The sequence below is a fragment of the Burkholderia sp. 9779_493 genome (assembly GCF_015712215.1).
GTDB classification, from domain to species: domain Bacteria; phylum Pseudomonadota; class Gammaproteobacteria; order Burkholderiales; family Burkholderiaceae; genus Burkholderia; species Burkholderia cenocepacia.
Genome location: NZ_JACCQA010000025.1, coordinates 12,905 through 30,476, shown reverse-complemented (window position 1 = coordinate 30,476; position 17,572 = coordinate 12,905). Strand labels below are relative to the sequence as shown.

Annotated in this window: 15 protein-coding genes; 4 read left to right on the top strand and 11 right to left on the bottom strand. The window is 68.9% G+C overall.

All coding sequences use genetic code 11. The annotated features are described in order from the left end of the window. The 3 genes from H0X95_RS24030 to shiA form a co-directional block, all read right to left on the bottom strand. Positions 1-774, bottom strand: a complete 774-nt coding sequence (locus H0X95_RS24030) for an IclR family transcriptional regulator domain-containing protein (protein ID WP_006485222.1) — start codon at positions 772-774, stop codon at positions 1-3. 426 nt (positions 775-1,200) lie between these two features. Then, the gene (locus tag H0X95_RS24025; RefSeq protein WP_006485223.1) at positions 1,201-2,502 is read right to left on the bottom strand and encodes a UDP-N-acetylglucosamine 1-carboxyvinyltransferase; all 1,302 of its coding nucleotides are present in this window, start codon (positions 2,500-2,502) and stop codon (positions 1,201-1,203) included. Positions 2,503-2,706: 204 nt separating this feature from the next. Beyond that, on the bottom strand, positions 2,707-4,014 hold the full coding sequence (gene shiA / locus H0X95_RS24020) for a shikimate transporter (protein ID WP_058903117.1): 1,308 nt from the start codon (positions 4,012-4,014) through the stop codon (positions 2,707-2,709). 358 nt (positions 4,015-4,372) lie between these two features. Here shiA and H0X95_RS24015 point away from each other — a divergent pair, with 358 nt between their 5' ends. After that, positions 4,373-5,500 (top strand): 4-hydroxyphenylpyruvate dioxygenase family protein, encoded by a 1,128-nt coding sequence (locus H0X95_RS24015; RefSeq protein ID WP_006485220.1) that lies wholly within the window; start codon positions 4,373-4,375, stop codon positions 5,498-5,500. 4 nt (positions 5,501-5,504) lie between these two features. Here H0X95_RS24015 and H0X95_RS24010 read toward each other — a convergent pair whose 3' ends face one another. The 3 genes from H0X95_RS24010 to H0X95_RS24000 all read right to left on the bottom strand — a co-directional run bounded on the left by H0X95_RS24010 (position 5,505) and on the right by H0X95_RS24000 (position 9,001). Further along, entirely contained in the window at positions 5,505-6,740 is a 1,236-nt protein-coding gene (locus H0X95_RS24010) for an NADH:flavin oxidoreductase (protein WP_060212418.1), read from the bottom strand. Between the two features lie 201 nt (positions 6,741-6,941). Then, positions 6,942-8,066: a bifunctional 3,4-dihydroxy-2-butanone-4-phosphate synthase/GTP cyclohydrolase II gene (gene ribBA, locus H0X95_RS24005; protein ID WP_060266082.1), complete on the bottom strand. Its 1,125-nt coding sequence runs from the start codon at positions 8,064-8,066 to the stop codon at positions 6,942-6,944. Beyond that, complete coding sequence (locus H0X95_RS24000; RefSeq protein ID WP_196446234.1) at positions 8,063-9,001, bottom strand: alpha/beta hydrolase; 939 nt, start codon at positions 8,999-9,001, stop codon at positions 8,063-8,065. The genes ribBA and H0X95_RS24000 overlap by 4 nt, the downstream gene beginning before the upstream one ends. Positions 9,002-9,283: 282 nt before the next feature. On the opposite strand from H0X95_RS24000, the gene H0X95_RS23995 reads away from it, so the two are divergent. Beyond that, positions 9,284-10,474 carry a helix-turn-helix transcriptional regulator gene (locus H0X95_RS23995; protein WP_012493335.1) on the top strand — a complete coding sequence of 397 codons (1,191 nt, stop codon included), beginning with the start codon at positions 9,284-9,286 and terminating at the stop codon, positions 10,472-10,474. Positions 10,475-10,669: 195 nt separating this feature from the next. On the opposite strand, the gene H0X95_RS23990 is transcribed toward H0X95_RS23995, so the two are convergent. Then, the gene (locus H0X95_RS23990) at positions 10,670-11,335 is read right to left on the bottom strand and encodes a cation diffusion facilitator family transporter (protein ID WP_196446246.1); all 666 of its coding nucleotides are present in this window, start codon (positions 11,333-11,335) and stop codon (positions 10,670-10,672) included. A 399-nt stretch (positions 11,336-11,734) separates the two neighbouring features. Between H0X95_RS23990 and H0X95_RS23985 the strand changes: the two genes are divergently transcribed. Then, positions 11,735-12,331: a hypothetical protein gene (locus tag H0X95_RS23985; RefSeq protein WP_006490642.1), complete on the top strand. Its 597-nt coding sequence runs from the start codon at positions 11,735-11,737 to the stop codon at positions 12,329-12,331. A gap of 6 nt (positions 12,332-12,337) precedes the next feature. Continuing rightward, positions 12,338-13,267, top strand: a complete 930-nt coding sequence (locus H0X95_RS23980) for an alpha/beta fold hydrolase (protein WP_196446233.1) — start codon at positions 12,338-12,340, stop codon at positions 13,265-13,267. Here the strand turns inward: H0X95_RS23980 and H0X95_RS23975 are convergent. From H0X95_RS23975 to H0X95_RS23960, 4 genes are all read right to left on the bottom strand, one after another. Further along, complete coding sequence (locus tag H0X95_RS23975) at positions 13,242-14,834, bottom strand: S41 family peptidase (RefSeq protein ID WP_230878280.1); 1,593 nt, start codon at positions 14,832-14,834, stop codon at positions 13,242-13,244. The two genes, H0X95_RS23980 and H0X95_RS23975, sit on opposite strands and share 26 nt — an antisense overlap. A gap of 2 nt (positions 14,835-14,836) precedes the next feature. Beyond that, entirely contained in the window at positions 14,837-15,208 is a 372-nt protein-coding gene (locus tag H0X95_RS23970) for a DUF4156 domain-containing protein (protein WP_034202340.1), read from the bottom strand. Positions 15,209-15,378: 170 nt separating this feature from the next. After that, the gene (locus H0X95_RS23965) at positions 15,379-16,026 is read right to left on the bottom strand and encodes a response regulator (RefSeq protein WP_006490644.1); all 648 of its coding nucleotides are present in this window, start codon (positions 16,024-16,026) and stop codon (positions 15,379-15,381) included. After that, positions 16,023-17,480, bottom strand: a complete 1,458-nt coding sequence (locus tag H0X95_RS23960) for a sensor histidine kinase (protein WP_196446231.1) — start codon at positions 17,478-17,480, stop codon at positions 16,023-16,025. The genes H0X95_RS23965 and H0X95_RS23960 overlap by 4 nt, the downstream gene beginning before the upstream one ends. Positions 17,481-17,572 lie beyond the last annotated feature (92 nt).

Here is a 17,572-nt window from a genome sequence, read left to right as displayed (position 1 = left end):
CTACAGCACGTTGAGCATCGCGAGCGCGGCTTCCTGCAGATGCGGCAGCACGCGCCGCACGGCCGCATCGGTCGTTTCCGCGCCGATCGGCATGTTCGTGCTGAGCGCGGCGACGACTTCGCCGTGACGGTTCTTCAGCGGCACCGCGATGCCGCGCACGCCGACCTGCAATTGCTGCTCGATCGCCGCGTAGCCGGCGTCGCGCGCCTGGTCGACCTGTTCGAGCAACCGCGCCTTGTTGGTGATCGTGTGCGGCGTGAACGGCGGCAGCTCGGTCTCGTCGAGCCACGCGCGCACGGCTTCGCGATCGGGATGATGGGCGAGCAGCACGACACCGGGCGACGTCAACGGCGCCGGCACGCGCGCGCCGAGCACGAAGCCGGTCGTCATCACGCGCGACACGCCGTTGCGGGCGATGAACACGAGTTCCCAGCCGTCCAGCACGCTGACGTACGCCGATTCGTTCAGCGACGCGCTCAGTTGCTGCAGATAAGGCTGGACCGTGCGCGGCAGCCGCGCCGAATCGAAGTACGACCAGCCGACCCGAAGCACGCGCGGCGTGAGGCCGTACAGCTTGCCGTCGGTGTACACGTAGCCGAGCGATTCGAGCGTCAGCAGGTAGCGCCGCGCGGCCGTGCGCGTGAGGCCGGTGCGGGCGGCGGCCTGCGTGGGCGTCATGCGCGCGTGCTGGCTGTCGAAGGCCTCCAGGATCATCAGGCCTTTTTCGAGGCCGGCAATCCAGTCGCGTCGGTCGAGGTCGGGCTTTTTCGTCATGGGCGGCGCGCGGGTAGATGCGCGGTGTTCGCGCAGGAGTGGGCGATTATCGCGCGAGTGGTCGGGTAACGGGAAATCGGTCGATCCGCCATCCTTGTCCGCTGGATAGCGGCAGATATAGAGTCGACGACATCTATTCAAGGAGGTCGTATGCGGGTTTTGGGCAATTGGACAGGTCTGAATCTGGTTGTGCCGTGAGCGGGAAAATGCCGGCAGGGCGCGGGAGTAGACGCCCCGATGACGCATTGTCGGGCTGGCGCTGACTGCGGGAAAGAGGCGTGAAGCAGCACGCAGTGTGCTGCCGTAAACAGATGGCAACCGATGGCAGAACGCTGCGCGGCCGCGCATGGAAGCGGCCGATACGGCATGAAAAGCCGAGGAACCGGATGCGACGCGACTATTCCGCGCGCCGCATCCGTCATGCCCTTACTCGCTGCTCGTCCACTCGACGTTCGCGCCCACCGAACGCAGGTTCTCGACGAAATGCGGATGCGCGCGGCGGATCGGCAGCGCATTCATGATTTCCGAGCGGCCTTCGATGCTCGCGGCCACCATCAGCAGCGCGATCGCGACGCGAATGATGTACGGGCTCTCGACACGGGCCGGCGTCAGTTGCAGCCCGCCGAACGTGATCAGCCGGTGCGGATCGGACAACAGCACGTGCGCGCCGAACTTCGACAGTTCGCCGGACCAGCCGAGCGCGCCGTCGTAGACCTTGTTCCAGAACATCGCACTGCCTTCCGCGCGCACGCCGAGCGCGATGAAGATCGGCAGCAGGTCGACCGGCAGGTACGGCCACGGCGCGGCTTCGACCTTGGTCAGGATGTTCTGCGTGAACGGCCGGCGCACGCGCAGTGGGCCGTCGCGTTCCGCGCGCGACCAGCCGTCGCGGTGCGTGACGGTGACGCCGAACTTCGCGAACGTGCGGTCGATCAGCGGGAAATGCTCGGGCGACGAGTTGCGCACCGTGATGTCGCCGCCCGTGATCGCGCCGAGCGCGAGGAACGTCGCGATCTCATGGAAATCCTCGGCGAAGCGGAACTCGCCGCCGCCGAGCTTGCCGCCGCCCGTCACGCACAGCCGCGACGTGCCGATGCCTTCGATCGCGACGCCGATCATCGCGAGGAACTGGCAGAACTCCTGCACGTGCGGTTCGGACGCCGCGTTCATCAGCGTCGACGTGCCGCTGGCGGCCGTCGCGCACAGCGCGAAGTTCTCGGTGGTCGTCACCGATGCGTAGTCGAGCCAGTGATCGTTGGCCGTCAGCGGGCCGTCGGTACGGACGATCAGCGAATCGGGCGTGCGCTCGATGTGCGCGCCGAATCGCTCGAACACCTCGACGTGCGGATCGATCTCGCGCACGCCGAGCGTGCAGCCCTTCACGTCGTTTTCGAGCCGCGCGACGCCGAAGCGCGCGAGCAGCGGCGGAATCAGCATGATCGACGAACGCATCGCCTCGGGCAGCCGGTGGACCGCCGGATCGAACTTCGTGTCGCGATGGTGGAGTTCGAGCAGACCCGTCGTGAAATCGACCGACACGTCGCTGCCGAGCGTGCGGAAGATGTCGAGGATCTTGCGCACGTCGGTGATGTCCGGCACGCCGACGAGACGCAGCGGCTGATCGGTCAACAGGGTGGCGCACAGAATCGGCAGGACGGCGTTCTTGTTCGCGGACGGCTTGATGTCCCCGCGCAGCGGAGTGCCGCCGTGGACGATGAGATTCGACATGATATGGGGGCGTATCGGTGACTGACGTAGGCCCATATGATGCCATTGGTCGGCACGCGGCGTGGAATGTTCAGAGGGGAAAAGGGGGAATCGGCGCGCTTAACTGACAGTGTTTGACGTCGCGCCAGAGATACGGCAGGCCGAATGCCGTCCGGCCCGACGCAATGGCCGGCCGCACGTCGGGCCGGCCATCCGCTCACACCGTCATTGCGCCGCCCGCATCCGCGCCGCGACCACCAGCGAGATCAGGCAGCCGACCGCGAGATAGCCGGCGACGAGGTGCCACGAACCGCCGGCCACGCTGACGAGGCCGACCGCGATGAACGGCGTGAACCCGCCGCCGACGACGCTCGCGAACTGGTAGCCGACGCCCGCGCCGCTGTAGCGGTATTCGGCGCCGAACAGCTCGGTAAACAGCGGCTGCTGGACGCTCACGACCATGTCGTGCGCCGCGTTCGCCAGCAGGATCGAGAAGATCACGATCCATGCGATCGACCGCGCTTCCAGTGCGACGAAGAACGGTACCGCCGACGCGAGACCGATCAGCGCGCCGATCAGGTAGATGCGGCGCAGGCCGTAGCGGTCGGCGAGCCACGCGAAGCACGGGATCGTCACGCAGCTCACCGCGCCGACCAGCAGGCCGATGTTCAGGAACAGGTCGCGCGACATGCCGAGGTTCGTCGTCGAATAGCTGAGCGCGAACGCGGTGACGATATACATCGTGAACAGTTCGGCGAGCCGCAGCGCGACGATCAGCAGGAACGCCTTCGGGTGGCGCGTCAGCGCTTCCAGCACCGGCAGGCGCAGCTTGCGGTTGCCATGCTCGACCTTCTCGACGAACTCCTGCGATTCGTCCATGTTCTTGCGCACCCACAGCCCGATCAGCACCAGCACGATGCTGAACACGAACGGCAGGCGCCAGCCCCACGACTTGAACGCGGCCTCGCCGAGCGTATGGCTCAGGATCGAGACGATGCCGGTGGCCAGCACGAGCCCGACGCCGTAGCCGACCTGCACGCCGCTGCTGTAGAACGCCTTCTTTTGCTTCGGCGCGCTCTCGACGGCCATCAGCGCCGCGCCGCCCCATTCGCCACCGACGGCGAACCCCTGGATCGCGCGCATCAGCACCAGCAGCACGGGCGCCCACCAGCCGATCGTCGAGAACGCCGGCAGCAGGCCGATCGCGACCGTCGACAGCCCCATCAGCATCACGGTCAGCACGAGCATCCGCTTGCGGCCGAGCCGGTCGCCGTAGTGGCCGAACACGATGCCGCCGAGCGGCCGGAACAGGAAGCCGACGCCGAAGGTGGCGAACGCCGCGAGCGTGCCCATCGTCGGACTGACTTTCGGGAAGAACTCCGAATTGAACACCAGCGCGGCGACGATCCCGTACAGCAGGAAGTCGTACCAGTCGACGACGGCGCCGACGAAGCTGCCGATCGCGGCCTTGCGGGCCTGGCTGCGCGCACGGGCGCCGGCCGCGGCGTCGAGGGTGTCGAAGGTGGGGGTCATGGCAATGTCTCCTGGCACGGCGCATCGTGGAATCGTGGCGGCGCCGCGTCCGATGCTGCATTGAAGTCGAAGGGTGAACGGAGAATAGGGCGCGCGCCACACGGCGGCAATTGGCCAAACGGGCAATGTGCGCGATTATCGTTCAAGTCCGTGCGATTATCGAACGCTTTCCGGGTTTGCACTAGGCGGCGCGACGATATCCCGTTCGGCCGGGGTGTGCCGCCGTGAACGATCTGGTTAAAATCTGCAGCATCGACAACTCGCCCGTTCGGGGCGGATGCGCCGCCGTCACCTGGGCCGCGCATGCCGCACGCGACAGGCACGAATCCCCATCGACCGCATGCCCCCGGAGACTGGAATGCCCGGCACTTCCCACCCATTGTCCAGCGATACGCCGCCCGTCGCCGATCCGGCCGCCAATCCGCTCGGGATGGCCGGCCTCGAATTCGTCGAATTCGCGGCGCCCGTGCCGGAAGCGCTCGCGCAACGCTTCGAGCAATTCGGGTTCAAGGCGATCGCGCGGCACGTCAGCAAGAACGTCACGCTGTACCGGCAAGGGCAGATGCATTTCCTGATCAATGCCGAGCCCGATTCGTTCGCCGCGCGCTATGCGGAGGAGTACGGAATGGGCGTCTGCGCGATCGGGTTGCGCGTGGCGAACGCCCGGCGTGCGTTCGAACGCGCGATCCAGCTCGGCGCATGGGCGTTCGAAGGCGAAAAGGTCGGGGTCGGCGAGCTGAAGATCCCGGCGATCCAGGGGATCGGCGATTCGCACCTGTATTTCGTCGACCGCTGGCGCGGGCGGGACGGCCAGCGCGGCGGCGTCGGCGACATCTCGATCTTCGACATCGATTTCCGGCCGATCGACATCGCGACCGCGCATACCGATCTCGATTGCGCGGGCGTCGGCCTGCAGCAGGTCGATCACTTCACGCAAACCGTCGGCGCGGGCCGCATGCAGGAGTGGCTGGATTTCTACCACGACCTGCTGCACTTTCGCGAGATCCATCAGATCGACGCGCACTGGCATGTGTCGGAGGAATCGCGCGTGATGGTGTCGCCGTGCGGCGCGGTGCGGATTCCGGTCTACGAGGAAGGCACGCGCCGCACCGAGCTGATGCATGCGTACCTGCCCGATCATCCGGGCGAGGGCGTGCAGCACGTCGCGCTGGCCACCGACGACATCCTGTCGTGCGTCGATGCGCTGCGTGCGAACGGCGTCGAGTTCATCGAGCCGCCCGCACGCTATTACGACGACGTCGACGCGCGGCTGCCGGCGCATGGCGTCGACCTCGATGCGCTGCGCCGCCGCGCGGTGCTGGTCGATGGCGAGATCGGCAGCGACGGTGTGCCGAGGCTGTTCTTCCAGACCTTCGTCAAGCGCCGCCCCGGCGAGATCTTCTTCGAGATCGTGCAGCGCAAGGGGCACCACGGGTTCGGCGAGGGCAACCTCGCGGCGCTTGCCCGCGCGCGCGACGCCGGCTGAACGATCAGGCGCCGGCGGCCGGCACGCGGTTCGGCGCGGGGTCGTTCGGCTCGCGCAGCACGCATGCGGTGCCACCGGGCGTGTACATCGACACCACACAGCGGTTGCACGACGTACAGCCCGACTGCGCGAGCCGGCCGTCGCGCAGCCCGTTTACGAAACCCGGCTCGAACACGAGCGCCCGTGCCAGCGCGACCGCGTCGAACCCTTCGCGCATCGCCCGCGCGACGTTGTCGCGCGAGCGCACGCCGCCGAGGTAGGCAAGCGGCATCCGGACGGCCGCGCGCACCTGCTTCGAATGCTCCAGGAAATACATCTCCCGGAACGCGCCCATCTTCGGCTCGGTGAGCGTCTGCAGCGCCATCGCGGCCCGCACGATCGCATTGTCGGCATTCGCGCGCGCATCGCCCGGCAGCGGGCTGCCGAACAACTGCCATACCGATTCGACGTTCATCCCGCCGCTCAGCACGAGCAGGTGCGCGCCTTCGGCTTCGAGCCGCCGCGCGATCTCGCACGCGTCGTCGGCCGTGCCGCCGCCACGCACGCCTTCCGTCACGCCGATCTTGCAGACCACGGCGAGATCGCGGCCCACCGCGTCGAGCACGCGGCGCAGCACGTCGACCGGAAAGGCCGCCCGACGCGCGGCGTCGCCGCCATACGCGTCGCGGCGGCGGTTGTACAGCGGCGACAGGAACTGGCTCAGCAGATAGCCGTGCCCCATGTGAATCTCGACCGCATCGAAGCCGGCGTCGCGCGCATGCCGCGCCGCCTGCGCGAACTCGTCGGCGATCGCCGACATCTGCTCGCGCGTCATCGCCTGCTTCAGGAAGCGGCCGCTCATCACGCCGACCTTGTTGAAGCCGCCCGACGCGCTCAATGGCCGTTTCGTCGACAGCGACGGCAGGAACGTGAAGCAGCCGCCGTGCGTGATCTGCGCGGAGGCCGCCGCGCCGTGACGGTGGACGGCATCGGTCAGCACGCGGAATTGCCGGACCGTCGGTGCGTCGAGCCGGGCCTGATCGACGAACGTGCGACCGTCGGCGCTGATCGCGCAGTATGCGACGGTCGTCAACGCGGCGCCGCCCTCGGCGATGCGCTCGTGAAAGCGGACGAGCGCTCGCGACGGCACGCCGTTCGGCGTCATCCCTTCGTTGGTGGCGGACTTGATCAGGCGGTTGCGCAGCGTCAACGGGCCGATCTGCAGCGGGCTGAACGCGGTGGTGAGGTCAGCTGATTCCATGGGGCGGACGAAAGGATGGGCACGGCGACCATTGTGCGGCGGCGGGACGGGCGCGCATCGTCCGGGTGGATGAGCCGCGGTGCCGCGCGGCGGCCCGCCGCGATCCCGTCGAGCACGCACGGTGGCTGGCAGGCATCGACGAAACACCCCTCCACGGCACCGAACGGCAGCGTGCCGCGCCCCGGCTACCCGCGCCGACCCTCACGCCGCCCGCAATGAATTCGCCGGCATCGCCCGCGCGCCTTCCGGATCGTCGTCGCCGAGCGGAATGAACGCCATGATCTCCAGGTCGTGCCCCGACAACGCCGGCAGCCGGAACGGGCTCGACAGCACGTTCAGCCGCCGCACGCCGACGTCGCGCAGGATCTGCGACCCGATCCCCGTCACGCGTCCGTCGCGGCGCGCCGTACCGGCCGGCATCCGCGGCGCGTCGCCACGCAGGTCGCAATCGAGCAGCACCGCCACGCCGCAGCCGGCCGCATCGATGCGCTGCAGCGCGGCGTGCAGCGGCCACGAATGCGCGGAGGGCTCCGCGTCGAGCAGGTCGAGCAGCGAATGGCATTCGTGCACGCGCGCCAGCACGGGCGTCGCCGGATCGGGTTCGCCCCGCACGAGCGCCAGATGCGGTGCGCCGTGCACGGCGTCGCGATACTCGATCGCACGGAACCGTCCCCACGGCGTATGCAGCGGTCGCTCGCCGACGCGTTCGACGAGCGACTCGTGCTCGCGGCGGTAATGGATCAGGTCGGCGATCGTGCCGATCTTCAGCCCGTGATGCGCGGCGAACGCCTTCAGCTCCGGCAGCCGCGCCATCGTGCCGTCGTCGTTCATCACCTCGCAGATCACCGACGCGGGCGTGAGCCCGGCCAGCGCCGCGAGATCGCAACCGGCCTCGGTGTGCCCGGCGCGCACGAGCACGCCGCCCGGCCGCGCGGCGATCGGAAACACATGGCCGGGCTGCACGAGATCGTCGGGGCGTGCGCCCGAACGCACGGCCACGCGGATCGTATGCGCGCGATCGGCGGCCGAAATGCCGGTCGTCACGCCTTCGGCCGCCTCGATGCTGACGGTGAACGCGGTGCCGAACGGCGTGCCGTTGTGGTCGGCCATCGGCGGCAACCGCAGTTGCGCGCAGCGTTCGGCGGTCAGCGTCAGGCAGATCAGCCCGCGCCCGAAGCGCGCCATGAAATTGATCGCGTCGGGTGTCACGTGATCGGCGGCGATCATCAGGTCACCTTCGTTCTCGCGATCCTCTTCATCGACGAGCAGGACCATGCGGCCCGCGCGCAACTCGTCGACGATCTCCAGCGTGCCGGCGAGCGTCATGACGCCTCCGTCGCGTCGAAGGCGCGGCGCAGCGCGTCGGCGCCGAACGTCAGCACGCGCTCGGCCGCGTCGACCGCGCCGAGCATGCTCGCGAAACCGTGCAACTGGCCCGGCCAGCGCACGAGCGTCACCGGCGTGCCGGCCCGCGCGAGACGCAGCGCATACGCTTCGGCCTCGTCGCGCAGCGGATCGAATTCGGCGCTGACGATCGTCGCCGGCGCGACGCCCGCGACATCCGGCGCAGCGAGCGGGCTCGCGAGCGGCGACGCGCGATCGGCGCCGTCGTCGAAGTAGTGGCCCTTGAACCAGCGCATCATGTCGGCCGTCAGGAAATAGCCGCTGCCGAGCGATTCGTACGACGGATGCTCGGTCGCGCAATCGACGACCGGATACAGCAGCAACTGGTGCGCGATGGCGATGCCCGAGCCGCGCAACTGCAGCGCGGCGACCGCCGCGAGATTGCCGCCCGCGCTGTCGCCGGCGACCGCCACCGCGCCGGCGCGGGCGCCGAGATCGCGTGCACTGGCCGCCGCCCAGCGCACGGCGTCGCACGCATCGTGCGCGGCGGCCGGGAAGCGCGCCTCGGGCGCGAGCCGGTAGTCGACCGACAGCACGAGCGTGCGCGCCCGATGCGCGAGGCTGCGGCACAGGTTCGCGTGCGAGTCGATGCCGCACGACACGAAGCCGCCGCCGTGGAAAAACACGGTCAGCGGCAACGGCCCGTCGACGGTGGGCCGATACAGCCGCGCCGGCAATCGACGGCCCGCTGCCGGGATCTGCCAGTCCGCTTCGGCGGCGACGGCATCGCCGGGCGCGAACGCGCCGCCGGCGGCGAGGCTCGCGCGGTACGCGGGAACGGTGAGCTGCGCGAAATCGATCGCGGGGGCCTGGGCGAATGCGGCGAGCAGCGCCTGCGCCTGGGGGTCGAGCGGCATGGGAACTCCTGTCTGAATCGGATGCGGTCTGAATCAGGTAAACCCGTGTCCCGGTTTTCCCTGAGTCCGCGCCGGACGCTTGCCGGCACGGCCTGACGGGCATTCCAGCGCAGCGGGCAGGGCGCCACATCATCCGATCGGACGATGGTTTGCCCGCCCGGATGGCCAATTCTCGCCATTCAGTGAATCTCCCGATGACGCCGGAATTTAGACGCGTCTTAAATCATGGCGGCGCGGCTCGGTCGCACCGCAAACATGTCGTATGGAGGATGGAGCGTGCTGATGGAGACGAGATGGGCTCCGCAAGAGAGCCAGGCAACCAGTGACGAGGCCGACATCGGCGTCGCGGATTTCAGCGAGCTGATGGCGCGCATCTACCAGGGTCCGCTGGAGACGCCGCCGTGGGCCGGCGCGCTCGAGCTCGTCCGTCGCTGGCTGCACGCGAACTACGTGACGCTGATCCTGCGCGCGGCCGCGAGCGATCGCCGCGCGCCGCTGTCCGTGCACGCGTCGGAATTCGGCCCGGTCGTTCCGGGCGACGGCGAGGCGTCGTACAACAACTACTACTATTCGCTCGACCCGTTCGTCGGCCTGCCGGCCGATCGCGTCGTCACGGTCGACGACGTGTTCGGCGACACGGGCTGGCTGTCGAGCGAGCTGTACAAGCAGTTCCTGAAGCCGCAGGACGTGCGCTATATCCTCGGCGCGGACCTGCGCACGCCGTCGGGCGTCGAGTGCCGGTTCCGCGTGTGCCGCAACCATGCGTCGAAGCAGTTCTCCGCGCGCGACAAGGCGGTCTGCGCGCTGCTGCTGCCGCACCTGAAGCGCGCGGTGGAACTGCATTCGCGGCTCGATTCGGCGGAGGTCGAGCGCTCGATCTACGCGAACGCGATCGACCGCATGCAGGTCGGCACGATCGCGCTCGACGAGAACGGCACGATCATCGACATGAACAGCGTCGCCGACGAGATCCTCAAGCAGAACAACGGGCTGACGATCGCGCGCGGCACGATCGAGGCGACCGACGCGCAGGAGAACCGCACGCTGAAGCGGCTGATCCGCCACGCGGTGATGGGGCATCACGGCACAGCCGCGGCAACCGTCGAGGCGATGCCGATCACGCGCAGCTTCGACAAGCCGCGCCTCGGGCTGCTGGTGCGCACGGTGCTGCTGTCCGACTGGTCGGAGGACAACCGGCGACGGCCGGCCGTCACGCTGTTCCTGCGCGATCCCGATCGCAAGCCGCAGGGCGCGCAGGAAATCATCCGCAAGCTGTTCGACCTGACGCCGGCCGAGACATCGCTCGCGCTGCTGCTCACCAACGGGCTGACGCTCGAGGAAGCCGCGGACGAATCGGGAATCAGCAAGAACACCGCGCGTACGCACCTGCGCGCGATTTTCTCGAAGACGGGCGTCACGCGTCAGGCGACGCTGGTGCGGATTCTGCTCGGGAGTGTCGTGCCGCTCGGGTGAATGGTGTAGTCGATGCCGACCGAGCGGCAACGGATGCGTTCGCCCGGCAATACATCGACATCGATCGATACGTCACCGGCGTCGCGACGATGGCGACTTGACGCAAAAGAGGCTCGCACCGCGCGAGCCGCTTTTTCATCCCGTGCCGTCGCTCATGCGTATCGATTGGGCGACGGGTCGTGCGGCTACCCGAGTTCACGACCCGCGCGTCGAGCGATTCGCCCAATCGGCCCATGCCGGCCACTGCGCGCAGCCGCGCCGGATGAAGGCGACGCCGGTGCGGATCACGAGCGCGCCGATCGCGAGCGCGGCCAGGTCGTCCAGGCGCCCGAAGCCAATCAGCGCCGCACTCATCGCGAGCGCCGCGAGCAACGACGACAGCGCATCGGTCCGCACGTGCCAGCCGCTCGCCTCGAGCAGCGCGGAAGCGGTCTCGCGCGCCTTGCGCAGCATCCAGCAGGACAGCACGGCCTTGCCCGCGAGCGTGACCGCAACCAGCGCGAGCGCGGTCGCGCCCGGCTGCACGACCGGCGGCGTATCGAACCGGGTCAGCGCATGCCAGATCATTTGCGCGCCGGTGATGGCCAGCAACGCGCCGAGGCCCGCGAGCGCGAGCGGCTCGTAGGTCGGGCGACGCTGCGGCGGCAGGCGCGCGTCGAGCCGGCAGGCGACGAGGATCAGCGCATCGGCCGCAAGGTCGATCGCCGCATGCGCGACGTCCGCGAGCAGCCCCGACGAATGCGCGGACCATGCCGCCGCCGTCTCGGCGGCGAGCAGCAGCAGGTTGATCGCGAGGCTGACGACGAGTGCGCGGGACGTGGCTGCGTAGACGTGGCGCGCGACGGGCGCTGCATGGCGGATCGCTTGTCGGAATCGGGGACGGCTTCGAACGTTACCGGCCTACGGTGGCACGCGAATGACAGACGAAACGAAGGCGCGGCGCGAGGATTCGGCGCATGGCGATCCGCTGACCGGTCACCCGTCGCGCTCACCGCTTTCGATCGCGCTGAAAAAATTACAGCGCACGTTCATTTGGTAGCGGATTCGCTGGCATCGGATGACGCTGCCGCGCCGTCGCCGCAGGCCGCCCGATGGAGCGCCGAAGCGCGATGAGCGACGCGGCCGGCTTGCGAGCAGGATCGCGGTTTGCTTTCGCGACAGCCCGGCAGGTTCGCCCGGACCGCGTATCCGAGGTTTTCCCGGCCGCCACCGGCAGCTGCCGGGCGACGAAATTCACCGCCCACTCCCGTGAGCGCCTCAATGCACGACAGCCAGCACCTTCACCCACCCGACACGATGCGTGAGTCCAGCACGATCGTCGTCGGTCGCGTCGTTCATCCAGGACGGGAAAGGCAATTCGATCGCTGGGCGCGCGAGATCGACGCGGCGGCGCGGCGTTACCCGGGGCACCTCGGAAACGTTCGCCTGAGCGATTCCAGCGGCATCAACTACCTGATTTATCGGTTCGACTCGCCGGCGCACCTGCATGCGTGGGAGGCCTCCGCGGAGCGACGAAAGCTGGTGGCGAAGGGCGACACGATATCGGACGAGCATCGCGATGCCGCGGTCGGCATGGATGCGTGGTTCGCGATCGCCGGCAAGCCCGCTACACCGAAGTGGAAAACGTTTCTCGTGACGTGGCTGGCCGTTTATCCGGCCCTGCTGTCGATCACGTACCTACTGAACGCGCTCCTGCCAGCGTCGGAGCGTCCTGTCCAACTCGCGCTCAGCTCCGCGCTGCTGACCGCATCGCTGACCTGGATCATCATGCCGCTCCTCACGAGGCAACTTCGGCCATGGCTGCTCCGGGGCGTGAAGCAGGTCGACAGGCTGGGCGACCGACACAGCAACGGATGACGACCCATGCAGAACGAACGATCCGAACAATCGATGCCAGGGATGCCGGCGCCGGGCCTGCCGGCCGGTTTCGAGCGGCGCTTCAGCCGACGCTACGCGCAGCTCGACGACGTCCGACTCCATTACGTGACCGGCGGCCCGGACGACGGCGAGATGGTGGTCCTGCTGCACGGCTGGCCGCAAACCTGGTACACGTGGCGTCACGTGATGCCGGCACTCGCCGAAGATGGGTATCGGGTCGTCGCGGTCGATTACCGCGGCGCGGGCGAATCCGACAAGCCGCTCGGCGGCTACGACAAGGCGTCGATGGCGGGTGACATCCGCGCCCTCGTTCACCAGCTCGGCGCGACGCGCATCCACCTCGTCGGCCGCGACATCGGCGTGATGGTGGCCTATGCGTACGCCGCGCAATGGCCGACCGAGATCGTGAAACTTGCGATGCTCGACGTACCGGTGCCGGGCACGCGTATCTGGGACGAGGCGAAGGCCAGCGCCGATCCGCAGATCTGGCATTTCGGACTGCATCAGCAGCGCGATATCGCGGAAATGCTGATTGCGGGCAAGGAGCGCGCGTACATCCTCGATTTCTACAAGAAGCGAACCCACGTCGCGCTGTCGAACGACGATATCGCCGTCTACGCCGACGCTTACGCGGCGCCGGGCGCGCTACGCGCCGGGTTCGAACTCTATCGCGCGTTTCCGCAGGACGAGACGCGGTTCAAGGCGTTCATGAAGCACAAGCTCCCGATGCCGGTGCTGGCGCTCGCGGGCGACAAGAGCGACGGCGCCAAGGAACTCGACATGGCGAGGGAGCTGGCGCTGGACGTTCGCGGAGCCGTTGCGCCGAATACGGGCCATTGGCTGCCGGACGAGAATCCGGCCTTCCTGACACGCCAGTTGCTCGATTTCTTCAGGGAAGCCGCGTCGGGCCGTTGAAGGCCCGCGCCGTGATGCGTCGCGCTTCGGGCCGCCCTCGCGCGCGGTGGTTGGGTCGGTCGCGCATGGTGCGCCGGGTCCGGTGCGACAGCGCGGCTTCGCCGGCAAGCGCCGCGGCGCGCAACACGGCGCGGCCGTAACCCGAGTCCGACGCATCGTCCGGAATCACGTCGAATTCCGCGTCGGGCCGGATTCCGCGTGCTTCGTATGACACGCCGGCTGCATCGCGCGTCACATGATTCGCGATGCCCATCATCCAGCCGTTCGGCAACCCTTTGCCGAAGCCGCCGGACAGCGCACCCTGCGTGGTCTGGCCGGCCTGGATCGCGTGCGGCAGCGTGCGCATCATCAGCGTCAGGTATTCGCCGGCGCTGACGGTCACGTCGCTCGTCAGCACGACGACGGGCTTCGCATAGCGCACGGCGCCGCCCGGTTCGACATGGAATCGCTGCGGCGCGATGCCGGCCGCCTGCGGGAGCGCACGCGTATAGACGAGCCGCTTGCGGTCGGCGAAGCGCGCGGCGATGTCGTGCGCGATCTGCGCCGCGCCGCCCTGGTTGAACGCGAGGTCGAGCACGAGCGCATGCGTCTGCCCGAGCCGCTGGAGCACGACATCGAGCGTGGCGGCGAGCCGGGCCCGGTCCTGCTCGATGTCGGCGATCGGGCCGCCCGCAAAGCCGCCCATCCGGTCGATCGCGAGATAGCCAATATTGCCGTCGAGCACGCCCCAGACCAGGCTGCCGTCGAATTCGATGCCGCGCGCATCGGCGCGCAGGAGGCCGAGCCGCGCCTGCGTTTGCCGCGCGTGCCACACGCCGAGCCAGGCCGGAAACGACGTAGCGGGCGCCTCTTGCATCCACGCATGCCGCAACCGGCGGAAGGTCTGCTGCGGTGCGTTTTCGTCGCGCCAGCCGAGCGTGAACGAATCGTTTTCGTCGCTGATGCTGGTATGCGCATCGACCGGTGCGCCGAGCAGCGCATCGAGCACGGGCCCGAGCGCCGCGTCGCTGCCGGCGGCGGCGGCCCGCGGGCGCAGTCGCGCGATACGCGCCGCCCAGTCGATGCCGTAGTCGGCCGCGAACGAATGGAAGTCGAGCAGCAGGGCGGCGACCGCGTCATACGTCGCGAGCGGCGACGGCGCGCCGTTGCCCGTCATGCGACACGCGTCGGGCAGCGCAGCCAGCGGGCGCGCATGCAGCTGCATGCCGTCCGGCGAGTCGGTGAAGACCATGCCGCCGCGCCAGCGTGCATACATCCCGATCAGGCCGGCGACGGCCGCCGTGCTCGCGTTGTACGCGGGATCGCGCCAGCACAGGTTGCCGGTGCGCGTCGTGTTGTAGATGACCGCGCCGTGCGGCCCGATCTCGGCGATCGCGCCGGTGCCGGCAAGCGCCCAGATACCGTGTGTCTGCGGCACGAACGCGCCGTCCTGCCACGCGGCGCGCAGCATCTCGGGCGGCGCGGACGGCAGCCCGCCCGGCACGACGGGCTCGTTGCCGTCGCCGCCGCAGCCGGGCAGCCAGCCGGAAATACCGAGGCTCCATATCAGGGTGGCGAAGGCACGCATCGTCACGCCCCGGCGCCCGGGCAGCGATACACGCTGCCGGTCAGCGTGACGCCGGTCTGCCGCAGGTAGCCGCCGTCGGTACCGTCGAAACTGCCGCTTTGCACGCCGCGCTGCGTGAGCAGCACCACGACGTTGCCGCCGAGCGCGGCCGCGCGGGTCTTCAGGTCGTTGCGCGCCCCGGTTTCGAGCGTCGCATCGGGGATGAAGCCGCCGATCAGGAAGTTGCCGCGGCTGCCGGTCACGTCGCCGAGGTGGCGGCAGGTGCCGCCGGGGTCGCTCGTGACGATGCGCACGTCGCGCCCCGCGGCGGAAGGTTCGAGCGGCGCGCATGCCGCCAGCGCGACGGGAAGGCACAACAGCCAGGCAGGTCTCATGTTTTCGCCGTAACGAATGCGCGGAATCGCGCGACAGCGCCACTTTAGGGACGCCGGCCGCGCCGCGCATCGGGCGAAGGTCGCGCGCTGGCGACGGAAAGGATCCGACGAAAGTCGTAGATACGGGGAAGCGCGGTCGACGCGCGGCCGGCACTGGCCGCTCGGCGACGTCAGGTTTTCGGCGCCATCAATCCTTCGCGCCACGCGAGCGCGACGGCCTGCGTGCGGTCGGACAGATGCAGTTTCGACATCACGTTGCCGAGATGCGTCTTGACCGTCTTTTCCGTGATGCCGAGCGTCGCGGCGATGCGCGCGTTGCTGCCGCCCTCGGCCAGGCAGCGCAGCACTTCGAGCTCGCGCGCGGTCAATGCGGCGAACGGGTTGCGCGGCGGCTTGCGCAACGCACCGATCATGCGCTGCGCGATGCCGGGGTGCAGCGTCGGTTCGCCGTGGACGGCCGCATGGATCGCTTGCAGCAAACGCTCGCCGCGCATCGATTTCAGCAGGAACGAATCGGCGCCGGCGTCGATCGCGGCCAGTGCCAGCGCATCGTCGTCGGACGACGTCAGCACCATGATGTGCGTGTCGCCGCTGGCCGCCCGAATCGCACGAATCACCGCCGGCACGCCGGCGTGGCCCATGCCGGGCATCATCAGGTCGAGCAACAGCACGTCGGGACGATGCACGCGTACCTGCTCGACCGTGGACGCGCCGTCGTCCGTTTCCGCGACGATCTCGAACGACGCATCGAGCCGCAACAGGCCACGGATGCCTTCGCGCACGACCGCGTGATCGTCGGCAACGAGGATGGTGGTCATGTGGTCTCCATCGGATTGAAATGGACGGTCACGCGCGTGCCGTCCGCGCCCGACACGATGTCGAGCCTGCCGCCGGGCAGCGCGTCCGCGCGCCAGCGCAAATTGCCGAGCCCCATGCCGACGGGCACGGCGGCCGGGTCGAAACCGGCGCCGTCGTCGCGCACGCTCCATCGCCAGTGTGCCGGCGGACGGGCGGCCGATGCGTGACCCGCGTCGCCCGGTTCGCACGCGATGTCGATGCGGCGACAGCCGCTATGGCGCAGCGCATTCGCGACCGCCTCGTGCGTGATCATCAGCAACTCGTGCGCGGCCGCCGGATCGGCATCGAGCGTGCACGCCGCGGCATCCGGCAGGTCGAGCGACCACGCGATGCCCGAGCCGGCCAGCAAGTCGCGCACCGCGTGCGAAACGGCCGCACGCAGGCCGTCCTCGGCAATCGCGGGCAGGCTGAAGCCGGTCACCACGTTGTCGAGATCCTGCTGCAGGTGATCGGCCAGACGCCGCGCCGCGCCGACGGTCGGCAACAGGTCGGGATGACGCTGCGCCTCGTATTCCAGCTCGGTCAGCTTGAGGCCGAGCACGAAGCTGCGCTGCTTCGCGGTGTCGTGCAGGTCGCGGGCGATGCGCGTGCGCTCGACCGATACCGCGAGCGCCTTCTGCATGCCGAACGCCCGCGCGAGCGCATCGGCCATCCGGTTGAAATGCGCGGCCAGCGCGCCGAGTTCGTCGCGCGACGCATCGGCGATCCGCGCCGACAAGTCGCCGGCCGCCCAGCGGTCGGCCGCCGCCGTCATCCGCCGCACGCGCCGCACCAGCAACCAGACGAGCAAGCCCGCGAAGCTCGCGCCCATCGCACCGAGATACAGCACGGTGCGGATCAGGTCGTAGGCCGAGGCGTCGTCCGCGATCTCGTAGTGGAGTTGCCAGCCCGGCCAGTAATGGACGCCGATCCGCGCGATCGCGCCGCCGGCCAGCGCGATGCGCGTGACGATGGCCCAGTCGCCGTCACGATGCAGCATCGTGTCGGGCGCCGCCGGGTCGGCCGGTGTCGCCGCGAACGCATCGGACAGCAGCGGCGACGCGACCGGCGACGTTTCGCATCCCGCGCCATCCGGCTGCGCGATGCGCACCTGCAACCGGCCGGCGCCGAAGAAGCCCATCATCGGCGCGAAATCCATCACGTCGCGCGCGCCGATTCGTGCGATCTGCCAGAACATCGCGTCGGCCGCGGCGCGGCAGGCGACCGGGTCGCGCAAGTCGACGGCGCCGGTCGCGGCGGCCAGTGCAGGGCGATCGAGATTGCCGAGAAAACGGCGAATGTCGCTTTCCGCATGCGTGCGCCACAACACGCTCGTCAGCACCGACGACAGCACCATCGCGACGAACCCCACGACGATGAACGTCGGTACGAGCTTGACGAACAAGCCGCGAAAGCCGATCCGGAATGTGCGCAACGCGGGCTCCTCGTTCTTCTGTCTTTTACCGTTGCCCCGGCAAAGCAGGGCGGCCAGCCTTCAATCGCACCATGTTGACGTTTTTTCGAGGC